This window comes from Cupriavidus sp. 207A1 (assembly GCF_057798955.1).
Genome location: NZ_JBYOJO010000002.1, coordinates 470,683 through 494,449, shown reverse-complemented (window position 1 = coordinate 494,449; position 23,767 = coordinate 470,683). Strand labels below are relative to the sequence as shown.

Sequence of the window (23,767 nt, the reverse complement as noted above, 5' to 3'; positions counted from 1 at the left end):
CCGGAACCCACCCCGATGTCTTCCGCAGCACCGACCAACACTGCTGGCCAAAAGCACGCACTCCCGTCCTACCTCAACGCCGACAACCTCGGCCCCTGGGGCATCTACCTGCAGCAAGTCGACCGCGTCACGCCCTACCTGGGTTCGCTGGCGCGCTGGGTCGAGACCCTCAAGCGTCCCAAGCGCGCCCTGATCGTCGACGTGCCGATCGAGCTCGACAACGGCACCATCGCCCATTTCGAGGGCTACCGGGTGCAGCACAACCTGTCGCGCGGCCCGGGCAAGGGCGGCGTGCGCTTCCACCAGGACGTGACGCTGTCCGAGGTGATGGCGCTGTCGGCCTGGATGTCGGTGAAGAACGCGGCGGTCAACGTGCCTTACGGCGGTGCCAAGGGCGGCATCCGCGTCGACCCGCGCACGCTGTCGCACGCGGAGCTGGAACGCCTGACGCGCCGCTACACCAGTGAAATCAACATCATCATCGGGCCGAGCAAGGACATCCCGGCGCCCGACGTCAACACCAATGCACAGGTGATGGCGTGGATGATGGACACCTATTCGATGAACTCGGGCAGCACCTCGACCGGCGTCGTGACCGGCAAGCCGATCTCGCTGGGCGGCTCGCTGGGCCGCCACGAGGCCACCGGCCGGGGCGTGTTCGTGGTCGGCTCCGAGGCCGCGCGCAATATCGGCCTCGAGGTCAAGGGCGCGCGCGTGGCGGTGCAGGGCTTCGGCAACGTCGGCGCGGTCGCCGCCAAGCTGTTCCATGAGGCCGGCGCCAAGGTGGTGGCGGTGCAGGACCACCGCACCACGCTGTTCGACCCGGCCGGCCTGGACGTGCCGGCGATGATGGAATACGCGTCGCACAGCGGCACCATCGACGGCTTCCGCGGCGAAGTCCTGCGTACCGAGCAGTTCTGGGAAGTCGACTGCGACATCCTGATCCCGGCCGCGCTGGAAGGCCAGATTACCGCCGAAAACGCGCCGAAAATCACGGCAAAGCTGGTGATCGAGGGTGCCAACGGCCCGACCACGCCGCAGGCCGATGACATCCTGCGCGAGCGCAATATCCTGGTCTGCCCGGACGTTATCGCCAACGCCGGCGGCGTGACCGTGTCCTACTTCGAATGGGTGCAGGATTTCTCCAGCTTCTTCTGGACCGAGGAAGAGATCAACCAGCGCCTGGTACGGATCATGCAAGAAGCCTTCCGGGCAATCTGGCAAGTGGCACAGGAAAACAAGGTGACGCTGCGCACGGCGGCGTTCATCGTGGCCTGTACGCGGATCCTGCAAGCGCGTGAAATGCGCGGCCTGTACCCCTGATCGGGGCAGGCGGGCCCGGGGCGAGGCACTGGCATGGTGCAGTGCAATAATCGTCCCCGGGCCCCGGCTTCATGACCGCCAGACGCGGTCTCCGGCAAGCGCCGGAGGCCGCGTTGTCGTATCCGGACGCGCTGCGCACGGATTGCCCCGAAGTGAGGTTCTAGGAGAAAACCCAGTTGTATTGCGCCGGATGCTGCGCAATACTGTTTCACCAGTGGCGGTTTTATTCTTAGAATCCCGCTTTCTCTTCATGGTCAAGGAGATGTTATGAATTTCGCCAAGTTGGCTGCCCTGATGATTGCCGGGGGCGTAATGTGCGGGACGGCACAGGCAGCCGAACAACTGACGGGCACGCTGAAGAAAATCAAGGACACCGGCGTCATCACGCTCGGCGTGCGCGAATCGTCGATTCCGTTCAACTACAACCTGGGCGGCGTGCGCCAGGTCGGCTATTCCTACGATATCAACATGAAGATCGTGGAAGCCATCAAGGACCAGCTGAAGCTGCCGAACCTGCAGGTCAAGGAAATCCCGATCACCTCGCAGAACCGCATCACGCTGCTGCAGAACGGCACCATCGATATCGAGTGCGGCTCGACCACCAATAACCTGGAACGCCAGAAGCAGGTCGCCTTCACCAATTCCATCTTCATCATCGGCACGCGCATCATGGTGAAGAAGGATGCCGGCATCAAGGACTGGGCCGACCTGAAGGGCAAGAACGTCGTCACCACCGCCGGCACCACGTCGGAGCGCCTGCTGCGCAAGATGAACGACGACCAGAAGCTGGGCGTGAACATCATCAGCACCAAGGACCACGGCCAGTCGTTCCTGACGCTGGAATCGGGCCGCGCGGTCGCCTTCATGATGGACGACGCGCTGCTGTATGGCGAACGCGCCAAGGCCAAGAACCCGGCCGACTGGATCGTCGTGGGCAAGCCGCAATCGCGCGAGTCCTACGGCTGCATGATCCGCAAGGACGACCCGCAGTTCAAGAAGCTGTCCGACAACGTCATCTCCGGCATGATGAAGGACGGCTCGATCAACACGCTGTACACCAAGTGGTTCATGCAACCGGTTCCGCCCAAGGGCCTGAACCTGGACTTCCCGCTGTCCGAAGACATGAAGACGCTGATCAAGGCGCCTAACGACAAGGCGCTGGACTGACCTGCCGTTGACAGCACTGCGAAACGGAAGGCATGTCCTTCCGTTTCTTTTTGAGGACGCAACATGAACTACAACTGGCATTGGGGAGTTTTCCTCGAACAGGCCGCCCAGAACGAGACCTACCTGGACTGGATGATCTCCGGCCTGAAGGTCACGCTCGCGCTGGGGCTCTCGTCCTGGGTCATTGCCCTGGCCATCGGCTCGGTGCTCGGCGTGCTGCGCACGGTGCCGAACAAATGGCTGGCCGGCATTGCCGCCACCTATGTCGAGATTTTCCGCAACATCCCGCTGCTGGTGCAGCTGTTCATCTGGTACTTTGTCGCGCCCGAGCTGCTGCCCGGCGGCGAGGCGATCAAGCAGATGAACCCGTTCGCGCAGCAGTTCCTGGCCGCCATGCTGTGCCTGGGAACGTTTACCGCCGCGCGGGTGTGCGAGCAGGTGCGCTCGGGCATCAACTCGCTGGCACGCGGACAGAAGAATGCCGGCCTGGCGATGGGCTTCACGCTGCCGCAGACGTACCGCCACGTGCTGCTGCCGATGGCGTTCCGCGTGATCGTGCCGCCGCTGACCTCCGAGTTCCTGAATATCTTCAAGAACTCGGCGGTGGCCTCGACCATCGGCCTGCTCGAACTGGCCGCGCAGGGGCGCCAGCTGGTGGACTACACCGCGCGCCCGTATGAATCGTTCATCGCGGTCACGCTGATGTACGCGCTGATCAACGTCACCGTGATGCTGGTGATGCGCTGGGTCGAAGCCCGCACGCGCGTGCCCGGCTTCATCGGCGGCAAGTAAGGGGGCGCCATGGCTTATTCCTTCGATTTCACCTCGATCAACCCGGCCACGCTGCACGTGCTGGGCGAGGGCATGATGGTCTCGCTGAAGATCACCGTCACCGCGGTGGTGGTCGGCATCATCTGGGGCACCATCCTGGCGATGATGCGGCTGTCGTCGTTCCGGCTGCTGAACTGGTTCGCGCAGGGGTACGTCACCATCTTCCGCTCGATCCCGCTGGTGATGGTGCTGTTGTGGTTCTTCCTGATCATCCCGCAGGTCTTGCAGGGGATCTTCAACCTGTCGCCGGCGACCGACCTGCGCATGACCTCGGCGCTGGTGGCATTCGCGCTGTTCGAGGCGGCGTACTACTCCGAGATCATCCGCGCGGGGATCCAGAGCGTGTCGCGCGGGCAGATGTTCGCGGCGCAGGCGCTGGGCATGACCTACGGGCAGTCGATGCGGCTGGTGATCCTGCCGCAGGCGTTCCGCAACATGGTGCCGCTGCTGCTGACCCAGGGCATCATCCTGTTCCAGGATACGTCGCTGGTGTACGTGAGCGCGCTGGCGGACTTCTTCGGCCAGGCCTACGGCATCGGCGAGCGCGACGGCCGGATCGTCGAGATGCTGCTGTTCGCCGGCCTGGTGTACTTCATCATTTGTTTCTCCGCTTCGCTGCTGGTCAAGCGTTATCAGAAAAAGGTGGCCGTATGATCGAGATTAATAACGTTTCCAAGTGGTACGGCTCCTTCCAGGTGCTGACCGACTGCACCACCAAGGTTGCCAAGGGTGAAGTGGTGGTGGTGTGCGGCCCGTCGGGCTCGGGCAAATCGACGCTGATCAAGACCGTCAACGCGCTGGAGCCGTTCCAGAAGGGCGACATCCTGGTCGACGGCACCTCGGTGGGCAATCCCAAGACCAACCTGCCCAAGCTGCGCTCGCGCGTCGGCATGGTGTTCCAGAACTTCGAGCTGTTCCCGCACCTGTCGATCACCGAGAACCTGACCATCGCGCAGATGAAGGTGCTCGGCCGCTCCAAGGACGAATCCATGGCCAAGGGCATGAAATACCTGGAGCGCGTGGGCCTGAAGAGCCAGGCCGAGAAGTACCCTGGCCAGCTGTCGGGCGGCCAGCAGCAGCGCGTCGCGATCGCGCGCGCGCTGTCGATGGACCCGATCTGCATGCTGTTCGACGAGCCCACCTCGGCGCTGGACCCGGAAATGGTCAACGAAGTGCTGGACGTGATGGTGCAGCTGGCGCAGGAAGGCATGACCATGATGTGCGTGACCCACGAAATGGGCTTTGCACGCAAGGTGGCCAACCGCGTGATCTTCATGGACCAGGGCAAGATCGTCGAGGACGCCGACAAGGAAGAGTTCTTCGGCGATATCGAGCACCGTTCGGAGCGCGCCAGGCAGTTCCTGTCGAAGATCCTGCATCACTGAACGGACTGCCAGCCTTATGAAAAAGGGACGCCTCGGCGTCCCTTTTTCCCTTGTGCCGGATGGCTCAGGTACAGGCCGTATTGGCGGCGTTCTTGGCCTGGACTTCGGGCGGGATCGGCACGGTCAGCGTCATGGTCGGGCGCCCGTCCTCGAACATGATCAGCTCGCCGGGGGCGAACTGGGTCCAGGTCTCGTTGTCGGTCAGCGGCGCGGTGGCGATCACGGCGACACGGTCGTCTGGCGTGGTGACCTGCGCGAAGTCGATCGACAGGTCGGCGTCGATCAGGTGCGCGGTCGAGAACGGCCATTGCCGCACGATGTAGTAGAGGCGGGTCGAGCAGTGCGCGAACAGCGCCTGCCCGTTGCACAGCAGGTAGTTGAACACGCCGTGCAGCGTGATGTCGCGCGTGATGTCGGCCAGCGCGTGCCCCAGCTCGTTCAGCGGCGGCTGCGAGCCCGGGAAGCGCTTGCGCAGGCCCTGCATCAGCGTGCAGAAGGCCAGTTCGCTGTCGGTGTCTCCCACCGGCTGGTAGACGCCGGACAGGAACGGGGTGAAGCCGTGCAGGTCGCCGTTGTGGGCGAAGATCCAGTGCCGGCCCCACAGCTCGCGCATGAAGGGGTGGCAGTTTTCCAGCAGCACGGTGCCCTGCGTGGCCTTGCGGATATGCGAGATGACGTTCTTGGACTTGATCGGATAGCGCTTGATCAGGTCCGCCACCGGCGAGGTGCCGGCGGACTGGTTGTCGATGAACAGGCGGCAGGCCTTGTCTTCGAAGAAGGCGACACCGAAGCCGTCGGCGTGGTGGTCGGTCAGGCCTCCGCGCGCGGCAAAGCCGGTGAAGGAGAACGTCACGTCGGTCGGCGTGGCGCAGTTCATGCCTAGCAGCTGGCACATGTCGGGGCACCGGACGGCAGGGGGCTGCCGCTTTGCAATAGAATGCAGGCATTATCCCGCGCGCCCGCGCCGCTGCCAAGCAACCGCGGACGCTCCCCCCGCCAATGTCGCCAGCCATGGCGCCGACATACCTGCTAGCAATCCCGAGAACGATGAGCCAATACAAGATTGCCGTGATTCCCGGAGACGGAATCGGCACGGAAGTCATGCCCGAGGGCATCCGCGTGATGGACGCCGCGGCGCGCCGCTTCGGCATCGACTTCCAGTGGGATCACTTCGATTTTTCCAGCTGCGACTACTACGCCCGCCACGGCAAGATGCTGCCGGACGACTGGTTCGACACGCTGGTCAAGTACGACGCCATCTATTTCGGCGCGGTCGGCTGGCCGGACACGGTGCCCGACCATGTTTCGCTGTGGGGTTCGCTGCTGCAGTTCCGCCGTTCGTTCGACCAGTACGTGAACCTGCGCCCGGTGCGGCTGATGCCGGGCATCCGCAGCCCGCTGGCCGGCCGCCAGCCCGGCGACATCGATTTCTACGTGGTGCGCGAGAACACCGAGGGCGAATACTCCAGCATTGGCGGCCGCATGTTCCCCGGCACCGAGCGCGAGATCGTGGTGCAGGAAACGGTGATGAGCCGCACCGGGGTCGACCGCATCCTGAAGTTCGCCTTTGAACTGGCCCAGAAGCGCCCCAAGAAGCACCTGACGTCGGCGACCAAGTCCAACGGCATTTCGATCACGATGCCGTACTGGGACGAGCGGGTCGAGGCAATGGCGGCGAACTACCCCGGCCTGAAGGTCGACAAGTACCACATCGACATCCTGACCGCCCATTTCGTCCAGCATCCGGACTGGTTCGACGTGGTGGTCGCCAGCAACCTGTTCGGCGACATCCTGTCCGATCTCGGCCCGGCCTGCACCGGCACCATCGGCATTGCGCCGTCGGGCAATATCAATCCGGACCGCACCTTCCCCAGCCTGTTCGAGCCGGTGCACGGCTCGGCCCCGGACATTGCCGGGCGCGGCGTGGCCAACCCGATCGGTCAGATCTGGTGCGGCGCCATGATGCTGGAACACCTCGGCCATGACGATGCTGGCGCCGCCGTGCTGGGCGCGATCGAGCAGGTGCTGGCGGCCGGGCCGGAGCACGCACCGCTGACGCGCGATATCGGCGGCAAGGCCGGTACCGCCGACCTGGGCCGTGCCATCGCGGAGGCGCTGTGAGCGCCGCGTTCGCGGGGGACGCCCGCGCACTGCTGCTCGAGACCTTCCAGGCCGCCGTGGCGGCGGCCGATCCGCTGCAGATCGTCGCGCAGCACCTGCCGCCGCCGCACGCCGGTGGCCGCACGCTGGTGGTGGGCGCGGGCAAGGCGGCTGCGTCGATGGCCGCGGCGGTCGAGCGCGCCTATGCCGGCAAGGCCACGCTGGAGGGGCTGGTGGTCACGCGCTACGCGCATGGCATGCCGACCGACCATATCCGCGTGATCGAGGCCGGCCATCCGGTGCCGGACGAGGCGGGCGAGCAGGCCGCGGCGGAGATCCTGGCCGCGGTGCAATCGCTGACGCCGCAGGACCGGCTGCTGGTGCTGGTCTCGGGCGGCGGCTCGAGCCTGCTGTCGCTGCCGGCCGAGGGCATTCCGATGGCCGACCTGAAGGCGACCACCCGGGAATTGCTGCGCTGTGGCGCGCCGATCACCGACATGAACATCGTGCGCAAGCATATCTCGCGCATCCAGGGCGGCCGGCTGGCGCAGGCGAGCCAGGCGCCGGTGACCACGCTGATCGTCTCGGACGTGGCCGGCGACGATCCCAGCGCGATCGCCTCGGGCCCGACCGTGGCCGACCCGAGCACGTTCGATGACGCACTGCAGATCCTGCGCCGCTATGGCGCGCAGGTGCCGGCCAGCGTGCAGTCGCACCTGGAACGCGGCGCGCGTGGCGAGGTGCCGGAGACGCCCAAGCCCGGCGACCCCTTGTTCGATCGGGTCGACAACATCATGATCGCCACCGCGCATGGCAGCCTCGAGGCCGCCGCCGCGCTGTTCCGCCAGCGCGGCATCACACCGGTGGTGCTGGGCGATACCGTGACCGGCGAGGCGCGCGAAGTAGCCCGCGTCTATGCCGCGCTGGTGCGCGAGATTCGCGCGTACAATGCCCCGTTCGCCACGCCCGTGGCGCTGATTTCCGGAGGTGAGTGCACGGTCACTTTGCCGGCCGGCAGCGCCGGCAAGGCGCGCGGGGGGCGCTGCTCGGAGTTCCTGCTGTCGCTGGCGGTCGAACTGGCAGGCCTGCCCGATGTGCACGCGATCGCCGCCGACACCGACGGCATCGACGGCTCCGAGGACAACGCCGGTGCGCTGGCCGACCCGACCACGCTGGCGCGTGCCGAGGCCGCCGGGCTGCCGGGCCAGCGCCAGTTGGACGCGCACGACGCCTGGGGCCTGTTCGATGCCATCGGCGACCTCGTGGTCACCGGCCCCACGCGCACCAACGTCAACGACTACCGCGCCATCCTGATTCTCTGATTTCGACGAACGCCAGCCGCCGCCCGCGGCAGGCCCAAGCTAGCCATGACCCAGAAGCTCACCATCACCCGCCCGGACGACTGGCACCTGCACCTGCGCGACGGCGCGGCGCTGGCCGCCGTGCTGCCCGACACCGCGCGCCAGTTTGCCCGCGCCATCATCATGCCCAACCTGAAGCCGCCGGTAACCACGGTGGCGCAGGCACAAGCCTATCGCGCCCGCATCCTGGCGGCGCTGCCGGCCGGCATGCAGTTCGAGCCGCTGATGACGCTGTACCTGACCGACAACACCAGCCCCGAGGAAATCGCGGCGGCCAAAGCCAGCGGCTTCGTGCACGGCGTCAAGCTGTACCCGGCGGGCGCCACCACCAACAGCGACGCCGGCGTGACCGATATCCGCCGCTGCTATCCGGCGCTGGAAGCGATGCAGCGCGCCGGCCTGCCGCTGCTGGTGCACGGCGAAGTGACCGACCCGGCCATCGATATCTTCGACCGCGAGGCCGTGTTCATCGATCGGGTGATGACGCCGCTGCGCCGCGACATGCCTGAACTGAAGGTGGTGTTCGAGCACATCACCACCAGGGATGCGGCACAGTACGTGCGCGACGCGAGCGGCCCGGTCGGCGCCACCATCACCGCGCACCATCTGCTCTACAACCGCAATGCCATCTTCACCGGCGGCATCCGCCCGCACTACTACTGCCTGCCGGTGCTCAAGCGCGAAACCCACCGCGAGGCACTGGTGGCGGCCGCCACCTCGGGCAGCGAGCGCTTCTTCCTGGGCACGGACAGCGCGCCGCACGCACGCGGCCTGAAGGAACATGCCTGCGGCTGCGCCGGCTGCTATACCGCGCTGCACGCGATGGAGCTGTATGCCGAAGCCTTCGACGCCGCCGGCGCACTGGACAAGCTGGAAGCCTTCGCCAGCTTCAATGGCCCGGCCTTCTACGGCCTGCCGCGCAACGCCGGCACGCTGACGCTGGAGCGCGAGGACTGGGAACTGCCGGCCGAGCTGCCCTACGGCGACACCACGCTGGTGCCGCTGCGCGGCGGCGAAACGCTGCGCTGGAAGGCACGCTGATCGACTTGACGTTGCAAGACGGGACGACCGCGGAGAGCGAATCCTTCGCCGCCGCGCTGGCCGGGGTGGACTGGTCCCGGCCATGGTTCCAACCCTTTGCCCCGCGCGGCGCAGCCCTTGCCGCGGCAGTGCAGGGCGGGGCCGACCTGCGCGGACTGCTCGATGCCGAGTCCGTAGCGCTGGGCCTGCACAACGCGCGCGACCTCCCGCTGCGCTTTGTCCCGCAACTGGCCCTGCCCGAGGGCCGCGCCTACGAAGCGCATATCGACGCCACGGGCGAGGTCCCGACGCGCGACAATCTCCATGATTTCTTCAACGCCCTGGTCTGGCTGCATTTCCCCCAGGGCAAGCGCGTGCTCAACCAGATCCAGGCCACGGTGATCGCGCGCGAAGGCGTGCGGACTGCGCGCGGCGGTGTACGCGACGCCGCCACGCTGTTCGACGAGAACGCGGTACTGTTCCTGAGCGAAGACGACGAACATGCCCAAGCGCTGCGCGGGTTTGCCTGGCAGCGGCTCTTTGTCGGGCGCCGGCACGCGTGGGGCACCACCTGCAGGGTGGTGCCGTTCGGCCATGCTCTGCTGGAAAAGCTGGTGCGGCCGTACAAGGCCGTGACCGCACATGCCTGGACGCTGCCGCTGGTGGCGCAGGGCGAGCTGGACAAGGCGGTGGCGTTGTCGCTGCAAGAATCGGCGGCAGCCGGCAGGCTGCGCGGCGGCCATTGCTTTGCGCCGCTGCCGGTCATGGGGATCCCGGGATGGTGCGGCGACAACGCATCCCCTGACTTCTATGCCGACACCGCGGTGTTCCGGCCCGGGCGCATGCGGGATTTACACCGGCAACCCGATTGAATCGGTGTTAGACTGCGGCCCGCAAAGCAGGCCAGGCAACCGCTGCCTGTACCGCAAGGTGCAGGGGGAGGAAAGTCCGGACTCCACAGGGCAGGGTGTTGGCTAACAGCCATCCACGGCAACGTGCGGAATAGGGCCACAGAGACGAGTCTTGCCGCCGGGTTCGCCCGGCGGGAAGGGTGAAACGCGGTAACCTCCACCTGGAGCAATCCCAAATAGGCAGGCGATGAAGCGGCCCGCTGAGTCTGCGGGTAGGGAGCTGGAGCCGGCTGGTAACAGCCGGCCTAGAGGAATGGTTGTCACGCGCCGCGCGCCGCAAGGCGGGTGGGGCGCACAGAATCCGGCTTATCGGCCTGCTTTGCTTCAGTCATCGGCACGACCCGGCGCCCGCGCGGCGCACCGGGCCGGCCAAACCTCCATCAGCCTTCGACGATTTCCAGCGTGTGCGTGATCTCGGCCGTCTTGGCCAGCATGATCGACGCCGAGCAGTACTTCTCGTGCGACAGCTTGATGGCGCGCTCGACCGTGGCGGGGTTGAGATTCTTGCCGGTCACCACAAAATGGAAGTTGATGCGGGTGAATACCTTGGGGTCTTCGCCGGCGCGCTCCGCCTGCAGCTGCACGCTGCAGCCGGTGACGTCCTGGCGGCCGCGCTTGAGGATCAGCACCACGTCATAGGCGGTGCAGCCGCCGGTGCCGAGCAGCACCATTTCCATGGGCCGCGGAGCCAGGTTATGGCCGCCACCTTCGGGAGCGCCGTCCATGGCAACGATGTGGCCGCTGCCGGTCTGGGCAACGAAGCTCATGCCGTCGGTGCCCATCCATGTTACTTTGCATTCCATTTTGTTCGTTCCTGTGCTTTATATTGTCGGTTTCCGATCACAAGCGCGTGATCTCGAATCTTGCTTTTCCCAGTATATGGCAAGGTCAAGTTCGGGGCATCGATGCCGATAACCTTAGAAAACCTGAGGGTTTCCTCTAGTGTGTCGTTGCGATGACACCTTCCTTGATTCGTTAAGTTGTTGATTTTTAAGGTTTAGATTCAAGGCGGACAGGGCTTGGTAACGTTTCGTAATACGAAATCGCGTTTCGCAGTGCAAATTTCCCTTGCATCCGGGCAAACCCTAGGTATAATTCCAATCATTGAACGACGGCGCAGACAGCGCGCCAGAGTGCGAAAGCGAAGCCCCCGGCCAAGCCCTCCGCACCGCCCGCGGTCCCTCCGTCGATCTCCAAGTGTCTCCTCCACCCTCCTCCTTTGGTGGATTCAAACCCAAGCTCAAAAGCTTGGGTTTTTTTTCGCCTGAACAAAGGCCGTTGGCACTCCAAGTGCATTGGGCGACCTGGAGCCGCGGCGATTGGCGTCGATCTTGACGAAAACTTCAGTCTTTGCTTGTGCGCTCGCTACGGCCGCCAGTATAATCGAGGGCTTTTCCGTCATGCCCGCGGAAGAAGACAGAAGCACCCGGCCACCCCCGCGGCGGCCACAAGACTTGCAGGGGCGAGCACAAGCCTTCGCGAGTCGGATTACGGGCACGAACCAATAGTCAGGAAAAATCATGAAGACCTTTTCCGCCAAGCCTCATGAGGTAAAGCGCGACTGGTACGTGATTGACGCGACGGACAAAGTCCTCGGCCGTGTTGCCAGCGAAGTGGCACGCCGTCTGCGCGGCAAGCACAAGCCGGAATTCACTCCGCACGTCGACACCGGTGATTACATCATCATCGTCAACGCAGCCAAGCTGCGTGTCACGGGTACCAAGGAAACGGACAAGAAGTACTATCGCCATTCGGGCTACCCGGGCGGTATCTACGAAACGACGTTCGGCAAGATGCAGCAGCGTTTCCCGGGCCGTGCCCTGGAAAAGGCTGTGAAGGGCATGCTGCCGAAGGGTCCGCTGGGCTACGCGATGATCAAGAAGCTGAAGGTTTACGCCGAAGCCGAGCATCCGCACGAAGCGCAGCAGCCCAAGGCGCTGGAAATCTAAGGAGGCCAATCCATGATCGGTAACTGGAATTACGGTACTGGCCGCCGCAAGAGCGCTGTGGCACGTGTCTTCATCAAGTCGGGCAAGGGCGACATCGTCGTCAACGGCAAGCCCATCAAAGAGTATTTCGCTCGCGAAACCTCGCTGATGATCGTGCGCCAGCCGCTGGAACTGACCGCTCACGCTGAAACGTTCGACATCAAGGTCAACGTCACCGGCGGCGGCGAAACCGGCCAGGCCGGCGCTGTGCGCCACGGCATCACCCGTGCCCTGATCGACTACGATGCGACCCTGAAGTCGGCCCTGTCGAAGGCTGGCTACGTCACGCGCGATGCACGTGAAGTCGAGCGTAAGAAGGTCGGCTTCCACAAGGCGCGTCGTCGCAAGCAGTTCTCGAAGCGCTGATGCGTTTTCGCGGGTCCGGCCCTGCCGGATCTTGCGAAACCAGAAAAACCGCACGCTGGCCGTGCGGTTTTTTTTCGCCCGCGGGCTACGGAACCGGCGCTGTGCTGCCGTCATAGTGAGCAGGCCGCCATACTTTTGTGGGGTATCCGGCCGTACGCGGCTACAATCTCGCCCTGTCGCCGACGGCAAGTCCGGCTTGCCGGCGCGCCTGCGCCATGGGCAGGCCAGCCTGGCACGAACGAGAGAGGAGTGAGAGTCATGCTGTTTTCCAAGAAGAAGGGCCTTTCGATCGACACGCTGATTGGCGAAGACACCGCCATCGATGGCGACCTGGTGTTTGCCGGCGGCCTGCGGCTGGACGGACGCGTGCGCGGGAACGTGACCGCGGCGCCGGGCAAGCCCAGCATGCTGGTGGTCAGCGAGAAGGGCATGGTCGAGGGGGAGATCAGCGTCGGCCACCTGGTGTTGAACGGCACCGTCAAGGGCCCGGTGCACGCCGGCGACCTGCTGGAGTTGCAGCCGCAGGCGCGGGTGCTGGGCGACGTGCGCTATGCCGCGCTCGAAATGCACCAGGGCGCGCTGGTCGAGGGCCGGCTGATGCCGCTGGTGCAGGCCGAGATCAAGGCGTTGCCGAACCTGGTCGAGGCGCCGCCGGTGGCCGAAGTGACCGAAACGGCCGCTGCTGACGGCGAAACTCCGGCAGCCGATGCCAGTCCCACTGAAAAGGCCGCGTAGCGGCGACTTCGATGCCGGGAACCCCTTGAAAACACAAGGTTTCGGCACGATTTCCCAGTAGCGCTTAGAATACAGGCGTATCTAAACAGGAGAACACCCCATGAACGCAGTCGCAGAGGCACCCGTTACCGAGGACGTGCCGGCACCGTTCGTCTTTACCGACAGCGCCGCCGACAAGGTCAAGCAGTTGATCGAGGAAGAGGGCAATGCCGAGCTGAAACTGCGCGTGTTCGTGCAGGGCGGCGGCTGCTCGGGCTTCCAGTACGGCTTCACCTTCGACGAGGAAGTCAACGAAGACGACACCACCATGGTCAAGAACGGCGTCACCCTGCTGATCGACTCGATGAGCTACCAGTACCTGGTCGGCGCCGAGATCGACTACAAGGAAGACATCAACGGCGCGCAGTTCGTGATCAAGAACCCGAATGCTTCGACCACCTGCGGTTGCGGCTCGTCGTTCTCGGTCTGAGCGATCCCGCTTGCACAAAAAAATCGCACCTTCGGGTGCGTTTTTTCTTTGCCGCGCCGCCCTACTGCGGGGCGCGCCAGACCACCGGGAACCAGTCTTCACGCAGGCGCTCGCCGGTCTGCTGGCCGATGCCGGGGAACGGCGGCGAGGTTCGCCCTGGGCGCTGCATGAAGCGCACGTCGTCGCCGAGGAAGCGGGCCGAGAACGCCCGACGCCGCCCGGTGCCGGTGTTGCCCGCGGCACCGTGCACGGTGCGGAAGTCGAACACCACCGCATCGCCCGGTTCCAGTTCCGGCGCAAGCAGGGTGTGGCTGCCGTCCTCCACGTCCGGCATTTCCATGAAGGCATCGTCGCCGCCGTAGAAGTTTTCGTTGCTGGCCCAGCGCTTGGGCCGCACCAGGCGTGGCCAGCGATGCGAGCCGGCCACCACGCGCAGCGTGTTGGCCCGGGTGACCGGGTCCAGCGGAATCCAGTAGCTCGCGGTCTGGGTGCCGTCGACGCAGTAGTAGGGCAGGTCCTGGTGCCATGGCGTGGGCTTGGCGGTGCCCGGCTCCTTGACCAGGATGTGCTCATGGAACACCTGCACCGCCTGCGACTGCATGATCCGCCCGGCGATGCCGGCCGCGGCCGACTCGCGGATAAACGCGGCGAACGGGGCGATGCGCTGCCAGTTGCAATAGTCCTCGAAGAAGCGCCCGCCCTCGCCGGCGCGCACGTTCTCGATGGCAAAGGGGCCGGGCTCGGCCAGGTTCTGCGCGAAGCCTTCGCGCAGGCGCTCGACCCACTCGGTAAAGGCGCCGCGCAAGACCAGCACGCCGTCGCGCTGGTAGGTGCCGATCTGTTCCGGGGTGATGTCCATGGCGATAGGTGTTGGGGGCGATGGACCCAGTATCACTAAGCGCGAGGGATAGGAAAAGCATATATTTCCTATGTTGCGATATAGGAAATCATGATCCCTTTCTCCTTCCGCCAGCTCGAGTACTTCGTCGCCGCCGCCGAGCACGGCAGCATCAGCGCCGCCGCGCGGGCGCGCCATGTGTCGCAGCCGTCGGTATCGACCGCGATCGCACAGCTGGAGGACACGCTGGGCGAGCCACTGTTCAGGCGGCAGGTCAGTCGCGGGCTGTCGCTGACCCCGGCCGGGCAGCGCCTGCTGGGCAAGGCCCGCGACGTGCTGGCGCTGGCCGCGGGGCTTGCCGCCGACGATGGCGCCGGCCGCGGCCTGAGCGGCCAGTTGTCGCTGACCTGCTTCCAGGACCTGGGCCCGTACTTCGTGCCGCGCCTGCTGGCGGGACTGCGCGAGCGCCATCCCGGCATCGCGGTGACGCTGTTCGAGGCCGACCTCGCCACCGTCCATCGCACCTTGCAGGCCGGCAAGGCGGAGCTGGCGGTGACCTATGAACTGGGACTCGACGCCCGCACCGAGCGCCGCACGCTGGCGGAGCTGGCGCCCTACGCGCTGCTTCCGGCCAACCATCCACTGGCAAGCAGCGCGGAGATCAGCCTGGCTGACCTGGCCGCCGAGCGGTTGATCCTCGAGGACATCCCGCAGACCCGCGAATACTTCCTGTCATTGTTCTGGGCCCACGGGCTGCGCCCGGCGCTGCACCAGTACACCCAGACCTTCGAGATGCAGCGCGGGCTGGTGGCGCACGGCTATGGGGTGGCGCTGTCGTGCACGCGGCCCGCGGGCGACCACAGCTACGACGGCATGCCGATCGCCTGCCGGCCGCTGCGCGAGCCGGTGACGCCGCAGCGCGTGGTGCTGGCGCACTCGCCGGCCATGCGCGCGTCGCCGCTGGCGCAGGCGTTCATGGATTGGGTCGATGCAGGGGAGGGCGGCGCCGGGGTTCAGCGCGGGTAGATCGCGCCCAGCACGCGCGGCCCGGCGGCGCCGGTCACGGTGGGGACGTTGCCCGGCAGGCGCAACAGGCACTGGCGCGCGAGCCAGGCAAAGGCGATGGCTTCGACCTGCGACACCGGCACGCCGTAGTCGTCGGAGGTCTCGATGGCCACGCCGGGCAGGGCCTGCGCCAGCCGCGCCATCACGAAGGCATTGCGGGCGCCGCCGCCGCAGACGATCAGCCGCCGTGCAGCGGGCGCGCTGGCGCGCACGTCGCGCGCGATGGCCTCGGCAGTCAGCGCCGCCAGGGTGGCCTGCACGTCGGCCGGCGCGAGCTGCTGGAACGCCGCCAGCCGCGTTTCAAGCCAGCCGGGATGGAACAGGTCGCGCCCGGTGCTCTTGGGCGGCGCCGCGCTGAAATAGGGCTCGGCCAGGCACTGCGCCAGCAGCGCGGCGTCGACCCGCCCGCTGGCGGCCCAGTCGCCGTTGTGGTCGAAGGCCAGGCCGCGGTGGCGGCCGATCCAGTAGTCGAGCAGCGCATTGCCCGGTCCGCAGTCGAAGCCGCTGATGGGGCCGCCTGCCGCCGGCAGGATGCTGATGTTGGAGATGCCGCCGATATTGCAGGCCACGCGGGTCTCGGCCTCGCTGCCGAACAGCGCGTGATGCAGCGCCGGCACCAGCGGCGCGCCCTGTCCGCCGGCGGCGAGGTCGCGGCTGCGGAAGTCCGCCACCACGTCGATGCCGGCCAGCTCCGCCAGCCGCGCCGGATGCTGGCTCTGGCGGGTATAGCCGATGCCGTCGTAGAGGCCGGGCCGGTGGCGGATGGTCTGCCCGTGGGCGCCGATGGCGGCAACCGAGGCGGCATCGACACGTGCCTCGCGCAGCAGCGCGCCGACGCAGTCTGCGTACACCTGCGCCAGCGCGTTGGCCGCCAGGGCCTCGCGGTGGATCTCGTCCTCGCCCGGCTGCTGCAGGGCGCCGAACGCGGCGCGCAAGGTGTCGGGGAAGGGTTGGCTGGCGGCCGCCAGCACTGCCGGCCGCGCACCGCTGAAATCGACCAGTACCGCATCGGCACCGTCCATGCTGGTGCCGGACATGATGCCGATATAGCGTTCGCTGCCAGGCGCGGGGATCACGATGGACGCGGTCAGTTGGCGGCGGTCAGCACGTTATAGGTGCGCAGCGCGTTGATGCGGCTGAGCAGCCCGCTGGTGTAGGTCAGGAATTCCTGGCGCGACTTGCCGGTCAGCGGCGGCGATTCCATCAGCGTGACGGTCAGCGGGTTCTGCGGCACGTCGTTGAAGCGGAACTCGTAGTGCAGGTGCGGGCCGGTGGCCCAGCCGGTTGCGCCGACATAGCCGATCAGCTGGCCCTGGCGCACCACCTGCCCCTGGCGCATGCCGGCAAAGCCGGACAGGTGCGCGTAATAGGTGGAATAGCCGTTGGGGTGCGACAGGATGACGATGTTGCCGTAGCCGTTCTGCTGGCCGACGAACTCGACCATGCCGTCGCCGGTGGCCAGCACCTTGGTGCCGGTGGGGGCGGCGAAGTCCACGCCCTTGTGCTGGGCCCAGTCATGATGCAGCGGATGCTCGCGGCCCCCGAAGCCCGACGACACGCGCGAGAACTCCACCGGCGAACGCAGGAACGGCCGCTTCATGCTGCGCCCGTCGAAGGTGTAGTAGGCGCCGCCGTCCTTGCTGCCCTCGGGCGCGAACCACAGCGCCTGGTGCAGCTGGTTGCGGTTGATCAGCTCGAGCGCGACCACGCGGCCGTTGCGCACGAAGGTGCCGTCGCGGAAGCCCGCTTCATAGATGATGCGGAAGCGGTCGCCGGCGGCGATGTCGTGGTGGAAGTCGATCACGCCGGAGAAGATCGACAGCATCTGCTGCACCACTTCGTCGGGCACGTTGGCCGCGTCCATGGCCTTGAAGAAGCCGCCAGAGGAAATCGCGCCCGAGGCCATCTCATAGTGCACGTCGTTGTCGACGCGCTGCACCTTGGCCTTGTAGGCGGCGGCGCTGTCGCCGCTGGCGGCGCGCACGCGCTCGATCACCAGCTCGCGCGAGGCCGCGGCGTCGCCGCCGAGGTTGGCCTGCAGCGACACCAGCGTGTTGCTCTCGTCGATTTCCGCCTGCACCGCCTGGCCCGGGTTCAGGTTGAACAGGCCGCGCGCGGTGGGGTTCTTGACGATGAACGCCTGCGCGTCGGCATCGTCCACGCCCAGGCGCTTGAGCAGGCTGGCAATGGTGTCGCCGCGCTGCATGCGCTCTTCGCGCACGTACACGGCCTGGCTGTCGGTAAGCTGTTCGAGCTGTTCGCGCACGTCGGGCATGCGCAGGGCCTGCTGGGTGCGGGGCGCGCGCGGATCGTCGTAGGCGCTGCGCGGCGCGACACCCATGGCCGCGGCCATGCCGAGCGTGAAGATCGCGCCGACCGAGGCCGTCAGTTGTTTGCGCCGCCGCGCATGCTGGGGGTTGGTCGGATCGACCAGTACCACCAGCTCACGCGCGAAAACTTCGCGGAGTCTGGACCACATCACGTAAAATTCAACCTTGGTCTGAGCCCGCTGCCGGGGACGATGTTTCTCGTCTGCCTTCCTCCCCCGAGGTGCGGCGCGTGCTGTCAGTATTCAGTAATTTTGGCCGCCTGCCTTGCTGTGCAAAGTGCCGTGCAAAGTGACGGGTGGCGCACCGGAAAGGCTTCCGCTGGCGCCTGGAAACGCGGATTATACCAAAATCCGGCCCTGGCGGCTGTCGGCAGATTTCCTAAAATTTCAAGTATTTCAAAGACTTACGTGATGACTGAAGTTGCCTCGGCCGCACCGGCCAAATACCCCCTGACGCCCTCGGTGATGCAGGCCCTGGAGATCTCCAGGCGCGGCTGCGACGAGCTGCTGATCGAAGCGGAGTGGGCGCAGAAGCTGGCGCGCAGCGAGGCCACCGGCGTGCCGCTGCGCATCAAGCTGGGCCTGGACCCGACCGCGCCCGACATCCATATCGGCCACACCGTGGTGCTGAACAAGCTGCGCCAGCTGCAGGACCTCGGCCACCAGGTGATCTTCCTGATCGGCGACTTCACCTCGACCATCGGCGACCCGTCCGGCCGCAACAGCACGCGCCCGCCGCTCACGCGCGAGCAGATCGAGGCCAATGCCCAGACCTACTACCGCCAGGCCAGCCTGGTGCTCGACCCGGCCCGTACCGAGATCCGCTACAACAGCGAATGGTGCGATCCGCTCGGCGCGCGCGGCATGATCCAGCTGGCGGCCAAGTACACCGTGGCCCGCATGATGGAGCGCGACGACTTCACCAAGCGCTTCCGCTCCGGGATCCCGATTTCCGTGCACGAGTTCCTCTACCCGCTGATGCAGGGCTACGACTCGGTGGCGCTGAAGTCCGACCTGGAACTGGGCGGCACCGACCAGAAGTTCAACCTGCTGGTGGGGCGCGAGCTGCAAAAGGAATACGGCCAGGAGCCGCAGTGCATCCTGACCATGCCGCTGCTGGTGGGCCTGGACGGGGTCGAGAAGATGTCCAAGTCCAAGGGCAACTACGTGGGCGTGACCGAGGCGCCCAACGAGATGTTCGGCAAGCTGATGAGCATCTCGGACGACCTGATGTGGCAGTACTTCACGCTGCTGTCGTTCCGCCCGATGAGCGAGATCGACCTGATGAAGCAGGAGATCGCCGCGGGACGCAATCCGCGCGACTGCAAGGTGCTGCTGGCGCAGGAGATCGTGGCGCGCTTCCACAGCCAGGCCGATGCCGAGAAGGCGCTGGAAGACTTCAATCATCGCGCGCGCGGCGGCGTGCCGGACGATATCCCCGCGGTCAGCCTGGAAGGTGCGCCGCTGGGCATCGCGCAGCTGCTCAAGCAGGCCAACCTGGTGCCGTCGACCTCGGAGGCCAATCGCAATATCGAGCAGGGCGGCGTCAAGATCGACGGCGCCACCGTGAGCGACAAGGCTACCAAGGTGGCCGCGGGCACCTACGTCGTGCAGGTCGGCAAGCGCCGCTTCGCGCGCGTGACGCTGGCCTGAGGCGGCGATGATCGCGCTGATCCAGCGGGTGGCCCAGGCCCGCGTCACGGTTGCAGGCCGCACCACCGGCGAGATCGGCGCCGGCCTGCTGGCACTGGTCTGCGCCGAGCGTGGCGACACCGAGGCGCAGGCCGAGCGGCTGCTGGCCAAGATGTTGTCGTACCGGGTGTTTTCCGATGCGGACGGCAAGATGAACCTGCCGGTGCAGAACATGGACGGCAACGGCAATCCGGGCGGGCTGCTGGTGGTGTCGCAGTTCACGCTGGCGGCCGACACCAACAGCGGCACGCGGCCCAGCTTTACCCCCGCGGCCTCGCCCGAGGACGGCCGCCGCCTGTACGAGCATTTCGTCGCGCGGGCGCGCGCGGCGCATCCGCAGGTGCAGACCGGCGAGTTCGGCGCGATGATGCAGGTCAGCCTGGTCAACGACGGTCCGGTCACCTTCTGGCTGCGCGTGGCGCCGGCCTGAACCGATTCGAAGCTGCCGCGTCCCCGGCGCGGCATCAAGACAGGAGAGACAAATGAAACTCTGGAGCAAGTCCTTCAACGACAACGCGCCGATCCCCGGCGAGTTCGCCTTCTGCGTGCCCGACGCCGCCGCCCACGTGGCCCTGTCGAACAACCGCAATCCCGACCTGCACTGGGAAGACGCGCCGGCCGAGACGCGCTCGTTCGTGCTGATCTGCCACGACCGCGACGTCCCCAGCAAGGGCGACGACGTCAACCAGGAAGGCCGCGAAGTGCCGGCCGCGCTGCCGCGCGTGGACTTCTTCCACTGGGTGCTGGTAGACATCCCGCCCGGCCTGACCTCGATCGCCGCCGGCTCGCACAGCGACGGCGTGATCGCGCGCGGCAAGCCGGGGCCGGAAGCCACCGGCGGCACCGCCACCGCCGGCGGCCTGCGCCACGGCATCAACGACTACACCGGCTGGTTTGCCGGCGATGCCGACATGAAGGGCGACTACTACGGCTATGACGGCCCGTGCCCGCCGTGGAACGACGCGCTGCTGCACCACTACGTGTTCACGCTGTATGCGCTGGACCTCGACCGGCTGCCGCTGGAGGGCACCTTTACCGGCACCCAGGTGCGCGAAGCGATCCAGGGCCACGTGCTCGCGCAGGCCAGCCTGACCGGCACCTATACGCTGAACCCGAAGCTGGCCAAGTCATCGGCGGCCTGAAACCGGACCGGTGCCGCGTTCCGCGCGGTGCCGGGCCCGCACGGCCCCAAGCAAGCACCCGCAGCAACCCCGAAGGAAACGGCATGTCGCAAAGCCCCGGGCCGCATTCGCTGGCCTTTACCCACCTGATCGTGATCCGCCACGGCGAAACGGCCTGGAACCGGGAGCGCCGGCTGCAGGGCCAGCTCGATATTCCGCTGAACGAGACCGGCCATGCCCAGGCACGCGCGCTGGCAAGTGCGCTGGCGGGCGAGCCGATCGATGCGGTGTATTCCAGCGACCTGTCGCGCGCGCTGGAAACCGCCGCGCCGCTGGCCGAGGCGCTGGGGCTGCAGGTGCGCGCCGACGCGCGCCTGCGCGAGCGCAGCTACGGCTCGCTGCAGGGCAAGACCTACGCCGAGGTGGCCGAGCACCTGCCGGAAGACTTTGCCCGCTGGCAGGCGCGCGTGCCCGATTACGCGCCGCCCGAGGGCGAGTCGCTGCTGGGCTTCCACGAACGCACCGTGGACGCGGTGCTGGCGCTGTCGCGCCGGCATCCGGGCGAGCGCATCGCGCTGGTCGCCCACGGCGGCGTGCTCGACTGCCTCTACCGCGAGGCCACCGGCATGACGCTGGAAGCGCCACGCCAGCACGAGTTGCTCAATGCCAGCGTCAACCGCCTGCGCAGCGACAGCACCCACCTGACGCTGGCCCAATGGGGCGACGTCAGCCACCTGGAAAACCTGGCGCTGGACGAGGTGGACCGGCGCGTGCCGTAGCGCGGCGCTAGACCCGGACGCGGAACGGCGTGAAGTTGGTATGCCGGTCGAAGTAATCTTCGTTCTCGGCGCGCTTGAGGAAGCCCACCACCTTGTACGTGACCGGCGTCATCACCACTTCCCAGCCGGTCTTCAGCACGTACTGCGCCACCGCCACCTGGACCACCTGCTCCAGCGGCCAGATGCCGTAGAAGGCGATCACGTAGAACAGTGACGAGTCCACCAGCTCGCCCGCCAGCGTCGAGCCGATGGTGCGCGTCCACAGCCAGCGGCCAGCGGTCCACAGCTTCATCTTGGCCAGCACATAGCTGTTGGTAAAGCTGCCGCAGCAGAATGCGATCAGGGAACCGAGCGCGATGCGCCAGGTATTGCCGAACACGTCCTGCAGGCTCTGCTGGTAGTCCGCCATGAACGGCGCGACCGGCATGTTCAGCACCACCACGCTCATGAAGGTGGCGAAGGCCAGCGCGGCAAAACCCGCCCAGACCACGCGCCGGTCACGGCCGTAGCCGTAGACCTCGGTCAGCACGTCGCCGAAGATGTATGAGATCGGGAAAAACAGCACCCCCGCACCGAAAGTCACCGTGCCGATCAGTGGCAGCGTGACCTGCGCCGCCTTGGCCGCGCCGATCAGGTTCGAGCACAGCAGCACGGTGACGAAGGCCACCATGACGAAGTCGTAGTAGCGGTAGACGCGGCCGGCCTGGGGCGGGCTGGCGGTGGTGGCAGTCATTGGGGGCTCCCGGTCGCGTGCGCGCTGGCGCAGTGAGTTGGGCGCGATTATGCCAGCACGCGGCGCGTTCGCGCATGCAGCAAGCCCCGGCATGGCGCAGCCACGGGTGCCCAAAAAACAAATTCCCGGCCTGGGCCGGGAACCGTGTCAGAGAGGGCGGCCGCTGCCGGAGCGGCATCGCCGTTAGGTCAGATATCCAGCTTGCTGATCTTGGACCCGTTCACCGAGACGTCGAACATCAGGCCGGCGTTGGTCTGCACGAAGGCGATCACCGGCTGCTGGCTGGTCAGCGTGTCGAGCCTGCCGTCCGCGCCGATCTTCGCCACCGCCACGTTGGCATCCGCACCCGCGGTCCAGCCCTTGCTGGATACGAACTTGTTGTAAGCCTCCGGCGTCATGAACATGATGATGACGGCCTTGGACTGCCCGCCGGCGGTCAGCCCGACCGAGGCCTGCGTCGTGCTGTAGTAGCCGACCGTCGCGCCCTTCGATCGCAACGCGCCTTCGCCGTATTCGGCGCCTACGATAAAGCCGCCTGCCAGTACGCGCGGGAACACCAGGATGCCCTGCGCGCGCTGGGCCAGCTCGCGGGAGCCGTTGGCCGAGGAGTACAGCCGGTTCAGCGCGCCATCGACGCCCGCGTCGATCTCTTGCTTCTTGGCGACCGGGTCTTTGGACGCCCCGGTGCCGGTGGTGGTACAGCCCGCGGCCATCGCGGTCGCAACGAGCAGGCCCGATCCGGCAACCCGGGTAACAAAGTGGCGACGATTCATAGGTAACCTCCTGATGGGAAAAGTACCGCGCCTGATTCAGTGGCTCAGTTTGCTGCGGCTGCCGCTGGCGCCCTGACCGTAATGGCCACGACTTCACGGTAGACGATCTTGGCCATCTGGCCTTGCTTGATGCCATTCAGATCGATGGCGGGGTCCTGGACCTTGACCGTGCGCAGCGTCTCGCGCGGGCCGCGGAAGGTGAGCAGGCGCTTGGCCGGGTCGACCTTGGTGATCTGGGCGGTCACCGTGGTGGTGATCTCGCGCATGATGCCGGGCTTGCCGCCCTCGGCCGCGCGCGTGGTGCGGTCGACCGATTCGGCCAGTGCCGTCGCCTTGCTGTCGACCGGCTCCAGCGCCGCGACCAGCGCGGCGCCGCGCGCCACGGTCAGGATGTCGCCCTTGCGGATCTGGCCGAAATTGCGGACCTCGTCGCCGCCCACCAGCTCGACCACGTTGCCGCGCGGGCCCTGCACCAGCACCGCCTTGGTTTCTGGATCGATATCGACGATCTTGCCGCTGATGACCGCTTCTTCGGCCACGCCGACCGGCGCCGGCGGGCGCTGGGCGTTGGCACTGCCGGCGCTGAACGCGGCCACGGCGAGAAGTGCGGCTAGCAGGCTGGAACACTGGCGGATCATGGCTTTCCTTGACAGGTTTGCAAAGGCGCCGTGCCCCGGCGGACACAGCCGTCATGGCACCGGGCAGGTGCCGATGAAGCCATTGTGGACAATCGGCCACCGGCCAGCAATCCACTTCGAAAAAATTTGGGGCGCGAATTTAA

The 23,767-nt window shown here is 66.4% G+C and carries 26 protein-coding genes and 1 other RNA gene; 19 read left to right on the top strand and 8 right to left on the bottom strand.

Annotation, left to right across the window (positions count from 1 at the left end):
• Positions 1–15: 15 nt before the first annotated feature.
• The 5 genes from AC3FMM_RS05065 (at position 16) to AC3FMM_RS05045 (ending at position 4,706) form a co-directional block, all read left to right on the top strand.
• Positions 16–1,323 (top strand): Glu/Leu/Phe/Val family dehydrogenase, encoded by a 1,308-nt coding sequence (locus AC3FMM_RS05065; protein ID WP_115679377.1) that lies wholly within the window; start codon positions 16–18, stop codon positions 1,321–1,323.
• A gap of 267 nt (positions 1,324–1,590) precedes the next feature.
• On the top strand, positions 1,591–2,490 hold the full coding sequence (locus AC3FMM_RS05060; RefSeq protein ID WP_111518361.1) for a glutamate/aspartate ABC transporter substrate-binding protein: 900 nt from the start codon (positions 1,591–1,593) through the stop codon (positions 2,488–2,490).
• 63 nt (positions 2,491–2,553) lie between these two features.
• Positions 2,554–3,282, top strand: a complete 729-nt coding sequence (locus AC3FMM_RS05055) for an amino acid ABC transporter permease (protein WP_112773771.1) — start codon at positions 2,554–2,556, stop codon at positions 3,280–3,282.
• Between the two features lie 9 nt (positions 3,283–3,291).
• Positions 3,292–3,975 (top strand): glutamate/aspartate ABC transporter permease GltK, encoded by a 684-nt coding sequence (gltK, locus tag AC3FMM_RS05050; protein WP_018008787.1) that lies wholly within the window; start codon positions 3,292–3,294, stop codon positions 3,973–3,975.
• Entirely contained in the window at positions 3,972–4,706 is a 735-nt protein-coding gene (locus tag AC3FMM_RS05045; RefSeq protein ID WP_115708175.1) for an amino acid ABC transporter ATP-binding protein, read from the top strand. Before gltK ends, AC3FMM_RS05045 begins: the two co-directional genes overlap by 4 nt.
• Positions 4,707–4,770: 64 nt before the next feature.
• Here AC3FMM_RS05045 and AC3FMM_RS05040 read toward each other — a convergent pair whose 3' ends face one another.
• Complete coding sequence (locus AC3FMM_RS05040) at positions 4,771–5,601, bottom strand: class II glutamine amidotransferase (protein WP_115679381.1); 831 nt, start codon at positions 5,599–5,601, stop codon at positions 4,771–4,773.
• A gap of 152 nt (positions 5,602–5,753) precedes the next feature.
• Between AC3FMM_RS05040 and AC3FMM_RS05035 the strand changes: the two genes are divergently transcribed.
• From AC3FMM_RS05035 to rnpB, 5 genes are all read left to right on the top strand, one after another.
• Entirely contained in the window at positions 5,754–6,827 is a 1,074-nt protein-coding gene (locus tag AC3FMM_RS05035; protein ID WP_115708179.1) for a tartrate dehydrogenase, read from the top strand.
• On the top strand, positions 6,824–8,128 hold the full coding sequence (locus AC3FMM_RS05030) for a glycerate kinase type-2 family protein (RefSeq protein ID WP_488686195.1): 1,305 nt from the start codon (positions 6,824–6,826) through the stop codon (positions 8,126–8,128). Before AC3FMM_RS05035 ends, AC3FMM_RS05030 begins: the two co-directional genes overlap by 4 nt.
• A gap of 45 nt (positions 8,129–8,173) precedes the next feature.
• Positions 8,174–9,208, top strand: a complete 1,035-nt coding sequence (gene pyrC / locus AC3FMM_RS05025; RefSeq protein WP_115708183.1) for a dihydroorotase — start codon at positions 8,174–8,176, stop codon at positions 9,206–9,208.
• Positions 9,209–9,213: 5 nt separating this feature from the next.
• Positions 9,214–10,059, top strand: coding sequence for a DUF3025 domain-containing protein (locus AC3FMM_RS05020; RefSeq protein WP_414249779.1), 846 nt, complete (start codon positions 9,214–9,216; stop codon positions 10,057–10,059).
• Between the two features lie 23 nt (positions 10,060–10,082).
• Positions 10,083–10,423: RNase P RNA component class A (gene rnpB / locus AC3FMM_RS05015), an RNA gene on the top strand.
• A 55-nt stretch (positions 10,424–10,478) separates the two neighbouring features.
• Here the strand turns inward: rnpB and AC3FMM_RS05010 are convergent.
• Positions 10,479–10,901 carry an OsmC family protein gene (locus AC3FMM_RS05010; protein WP_115679386.1) on the bottom strand — a complete coding sequence of 141 codons (423 nt, stop codon included), beginning with the start codon at positions 10,899–10,901 and terminating at the stop codon, positions 10,479–10,481.
• A 717-nt stretch (positions 10,902–11,618) separates the two neighbouring features.
• Between AC3FMM_RS05010 and rplM the strand changes: the two genes are divergently transcribed.
• From rplM to erpA, 4 genes are all read left to right on the top strand, one after another.
• On the top strand, positions 11,619–12,047 hold the full coding sequence (gene rplM, locus AC3FMM_RS05005; protein ID WP_010813907.1) for a 50S ribosomal protein L13: 429 nt from the start codon (positions 11,619–11,621) through the stop codon (positions 12,045–12,047).
• A gap of 12 nt (positions 12,048–12,059) precedes the next feature.
• The gene (rpsI, locus tag AC3FMM_RS05000) at positions 12,060–12,452 is read left to right on the top strand and encodes a 30S ribosomal protein S9 (protein WP_012351769.1); all 393 of its coding nucleotides are present in this window, start codon (positions 12,060–12,062) and stop codon (positions 12,450–12,452) included.
• A 258-nt stretch (positions 12,453–12,710) separates the two neighbouring features.
• Positions 12,711–13,187, top strand: a complete 477-nt coding sequence (locus AC3FMM_RS04995) for a bactofilin family protein (protein ID WP_488686194.1) — start codon at positions 12,711–12,713, stop codon at positions 13,185–13,187.
• A gap of 100 nt (positions 13,188–13,287) precedes the next feature.
• The gene (gene erpA / locus AC3FMM_RS04990) at positions 13,288–13,656 is read left to right on the top strand and encodes an iron-sulfur cluster insertion protein ErpA (protein ID WP_010813904.1); all 369 of its coding nucleotides are present in this window, start codon (positions 13,288–13,290) and stop codon (positions 13,654–13,656) included.
• Positions 13,657–13,717: 61 nt separating this feature from the next.
• Here the strand turns inward: erpA and AC3FMM_RS04985 are convergent, their stop codons facing one another.
• The gene (locus tag AC3FMM_RS04985) at positions 13,718–14,515 is read right to left on the bottom strand and encodes a phytanoyl-CoA dioxygenase family protein (RefSeq protein ID WP_115708189.1); all 798 of its coding nucleotides are present in this window, start codon (positions 14,513–14,515) and stop codon (positions 13,718–13,720) included.
• A 90-nt stretch (positions 14,516–14,605) separates the two neighbouring features.
• Here AC3FMM_RS04985 and AC3FMM_RS04980 point away from each other — a divergent pair, with 90 nt between their 5' ends.
• Positions 14,606–15,520 carry a LysR family transcriptional regulator gene (locus AC3FMM_RS04980; RefSeq protein WP_115708191.1) on the top strand — a complete coding sequence of 305 codons (915 nt, stop codon included), beginning with the start codon at positions 14,606–14,608 and terminating at the stop codon, positions 15,518–15,520.
• Here the strand turns inward: AC3FMM_RS04980 and AC3FMM_RS04975 are convergent.
• Together AC3FMM_RS04975 and AC3FMM_RS04970 are read right to left on the bottom strand one after the other, a co-directional pair.
• Entirely contained in the window at positions 15,508–16,596 is a 1,089-nt protein-coding gene (locus tag AC3FMM_RS04975; protein ID WP_240987704.1) for an anhydro-N-acetylmuramic acid kinase, read from the bottom strand. The two genes, AC3FMM_RS04980 and AC3FMM_RS04975, sit on opposite strands and share 13 nt — an antisense overlap.
• A gap of 50 nt (positions 16,597–16,646) precedes the next feature.
• Complete coding sequence (locus tag AC3FMM_RS04970; RefSeq protein ID WP_115708194.1) at positions 16,647–18,038, bottom strand: M23 family metallopeptidase; 1,392 nt, start codon at positions 18,036–18,038, stop codon at positions 16,647–16,649.
• A gap of 261 nt (positions 18,039–18,299) precedes the next feature.
• Here AC3FMM_RS04970 and tyrS point away from each other — a divergent pair, with 261 nt between their 5' ends.
• The 4 genes from tyrS to AC3FMM_RS04950 all read left to right on the top strand — a co-directional run bounded on the left by tyrS (position 18,300) and on the right by AC3FMM_RS04950 (position 21,480).
• Positions 18,300–19,541 carry a tyrosine--tRNA ligase gene (tyrS, locus tag AC3FMM_RS04965; RefSeq protein WP_116312152.1) on the top strand — a complete coding sequence of 414 codons (1,242 nt, stop codon included), beginning with the start codon at positions 18,300–18,302 and terminating at the stop codon, positions 19,539–19,541.
• 7 nt (positions 19,542–19,548) lie between these two features.
• On the top strand, positions 19,549–20,010 hold the full coding sequence (dtd, locus tag AC3FMM_RS04960) for a D-aminoacyl-tRNA deacylase (protein ID WP_115708196.1): 462 nt from the start codon (positions 19,549–19,551) through the stop codon (positions 20,008–20,010).
• A 52-nt stretch (positions 20,011–20,062) separates the two neighbouring features.
• Positions 20,063–20,722 (top strand): YbhB/YbcL family Raf kinase inhibitor-like protein, encoded by a 660-nt coding sequence (locus AC3FMM_RS04955; RefSeq protein ID WP_115708197.1) that lies wholly within the window; start codon positions 20,063–20,065, stop codon positions 20,720–20,722.
• An 83-nt stretch (positions 20,723–20,805) separates the two neighbouring features.
• Positions 20,806–21,480 carry a histidine phosphatase family protein gene (locus AC3FMM_RS04950; protein ID WP_326346989.1) on the top strand — a complete coding sequence of 225 codons (675 nt, stop codon included), beginning with the start codon at positions 20,806–20,808 and terminating at the stop codon, positions 21,478–21,480.
• A 7-nt stretch (positions 21,481–21,487) separates the two neighbouring features.
• On the opposite strand, the gene AC3FMM_RS04945 is transcribed toward AC3FMM_RS04950, so the two are convergent.
• The 3 genes from AC3FMM_RS04945 to AC3FMM_RS04935 form a co-directional block, all read right to left on the bottom strand.
• Entirely contained in the window at positions 21,488–22,213 is a 726-nt protein-coding gene (locus AC3FMM_RS04945) for a queuosine precursor transporter (RefSeq protein ID WP_115708199.1), read from the bottom strand.
• A gap of 188 nt (positions 22,214–22,401) precedes the next feature.
• Entirely contained in the window at positions 22,402–22,986 is a 585-nt protein-coding gene (locus tag AC3FMM_RS04940) for a BPSL1445 family SYLF domain-containing lipoprotein (RefSeq protein ID WP_115705914.1), read from the bottom strand.
• Positions 22,987–23,030: 44 nt separating this feature from the next.
• Positions 23,031–23,624, bottom strand: a complete 594-nt coding sequence (locus AC3FMM_RS04935) for a hypothetical protein (RefSeq protein WP_115679398.1) — start codon at positions 23,622–23,624, stop codon at positions 23,031–23,033.
• Between the last annotated feature and the right edge of the window lie 143 nt (positions 23,625–23,767).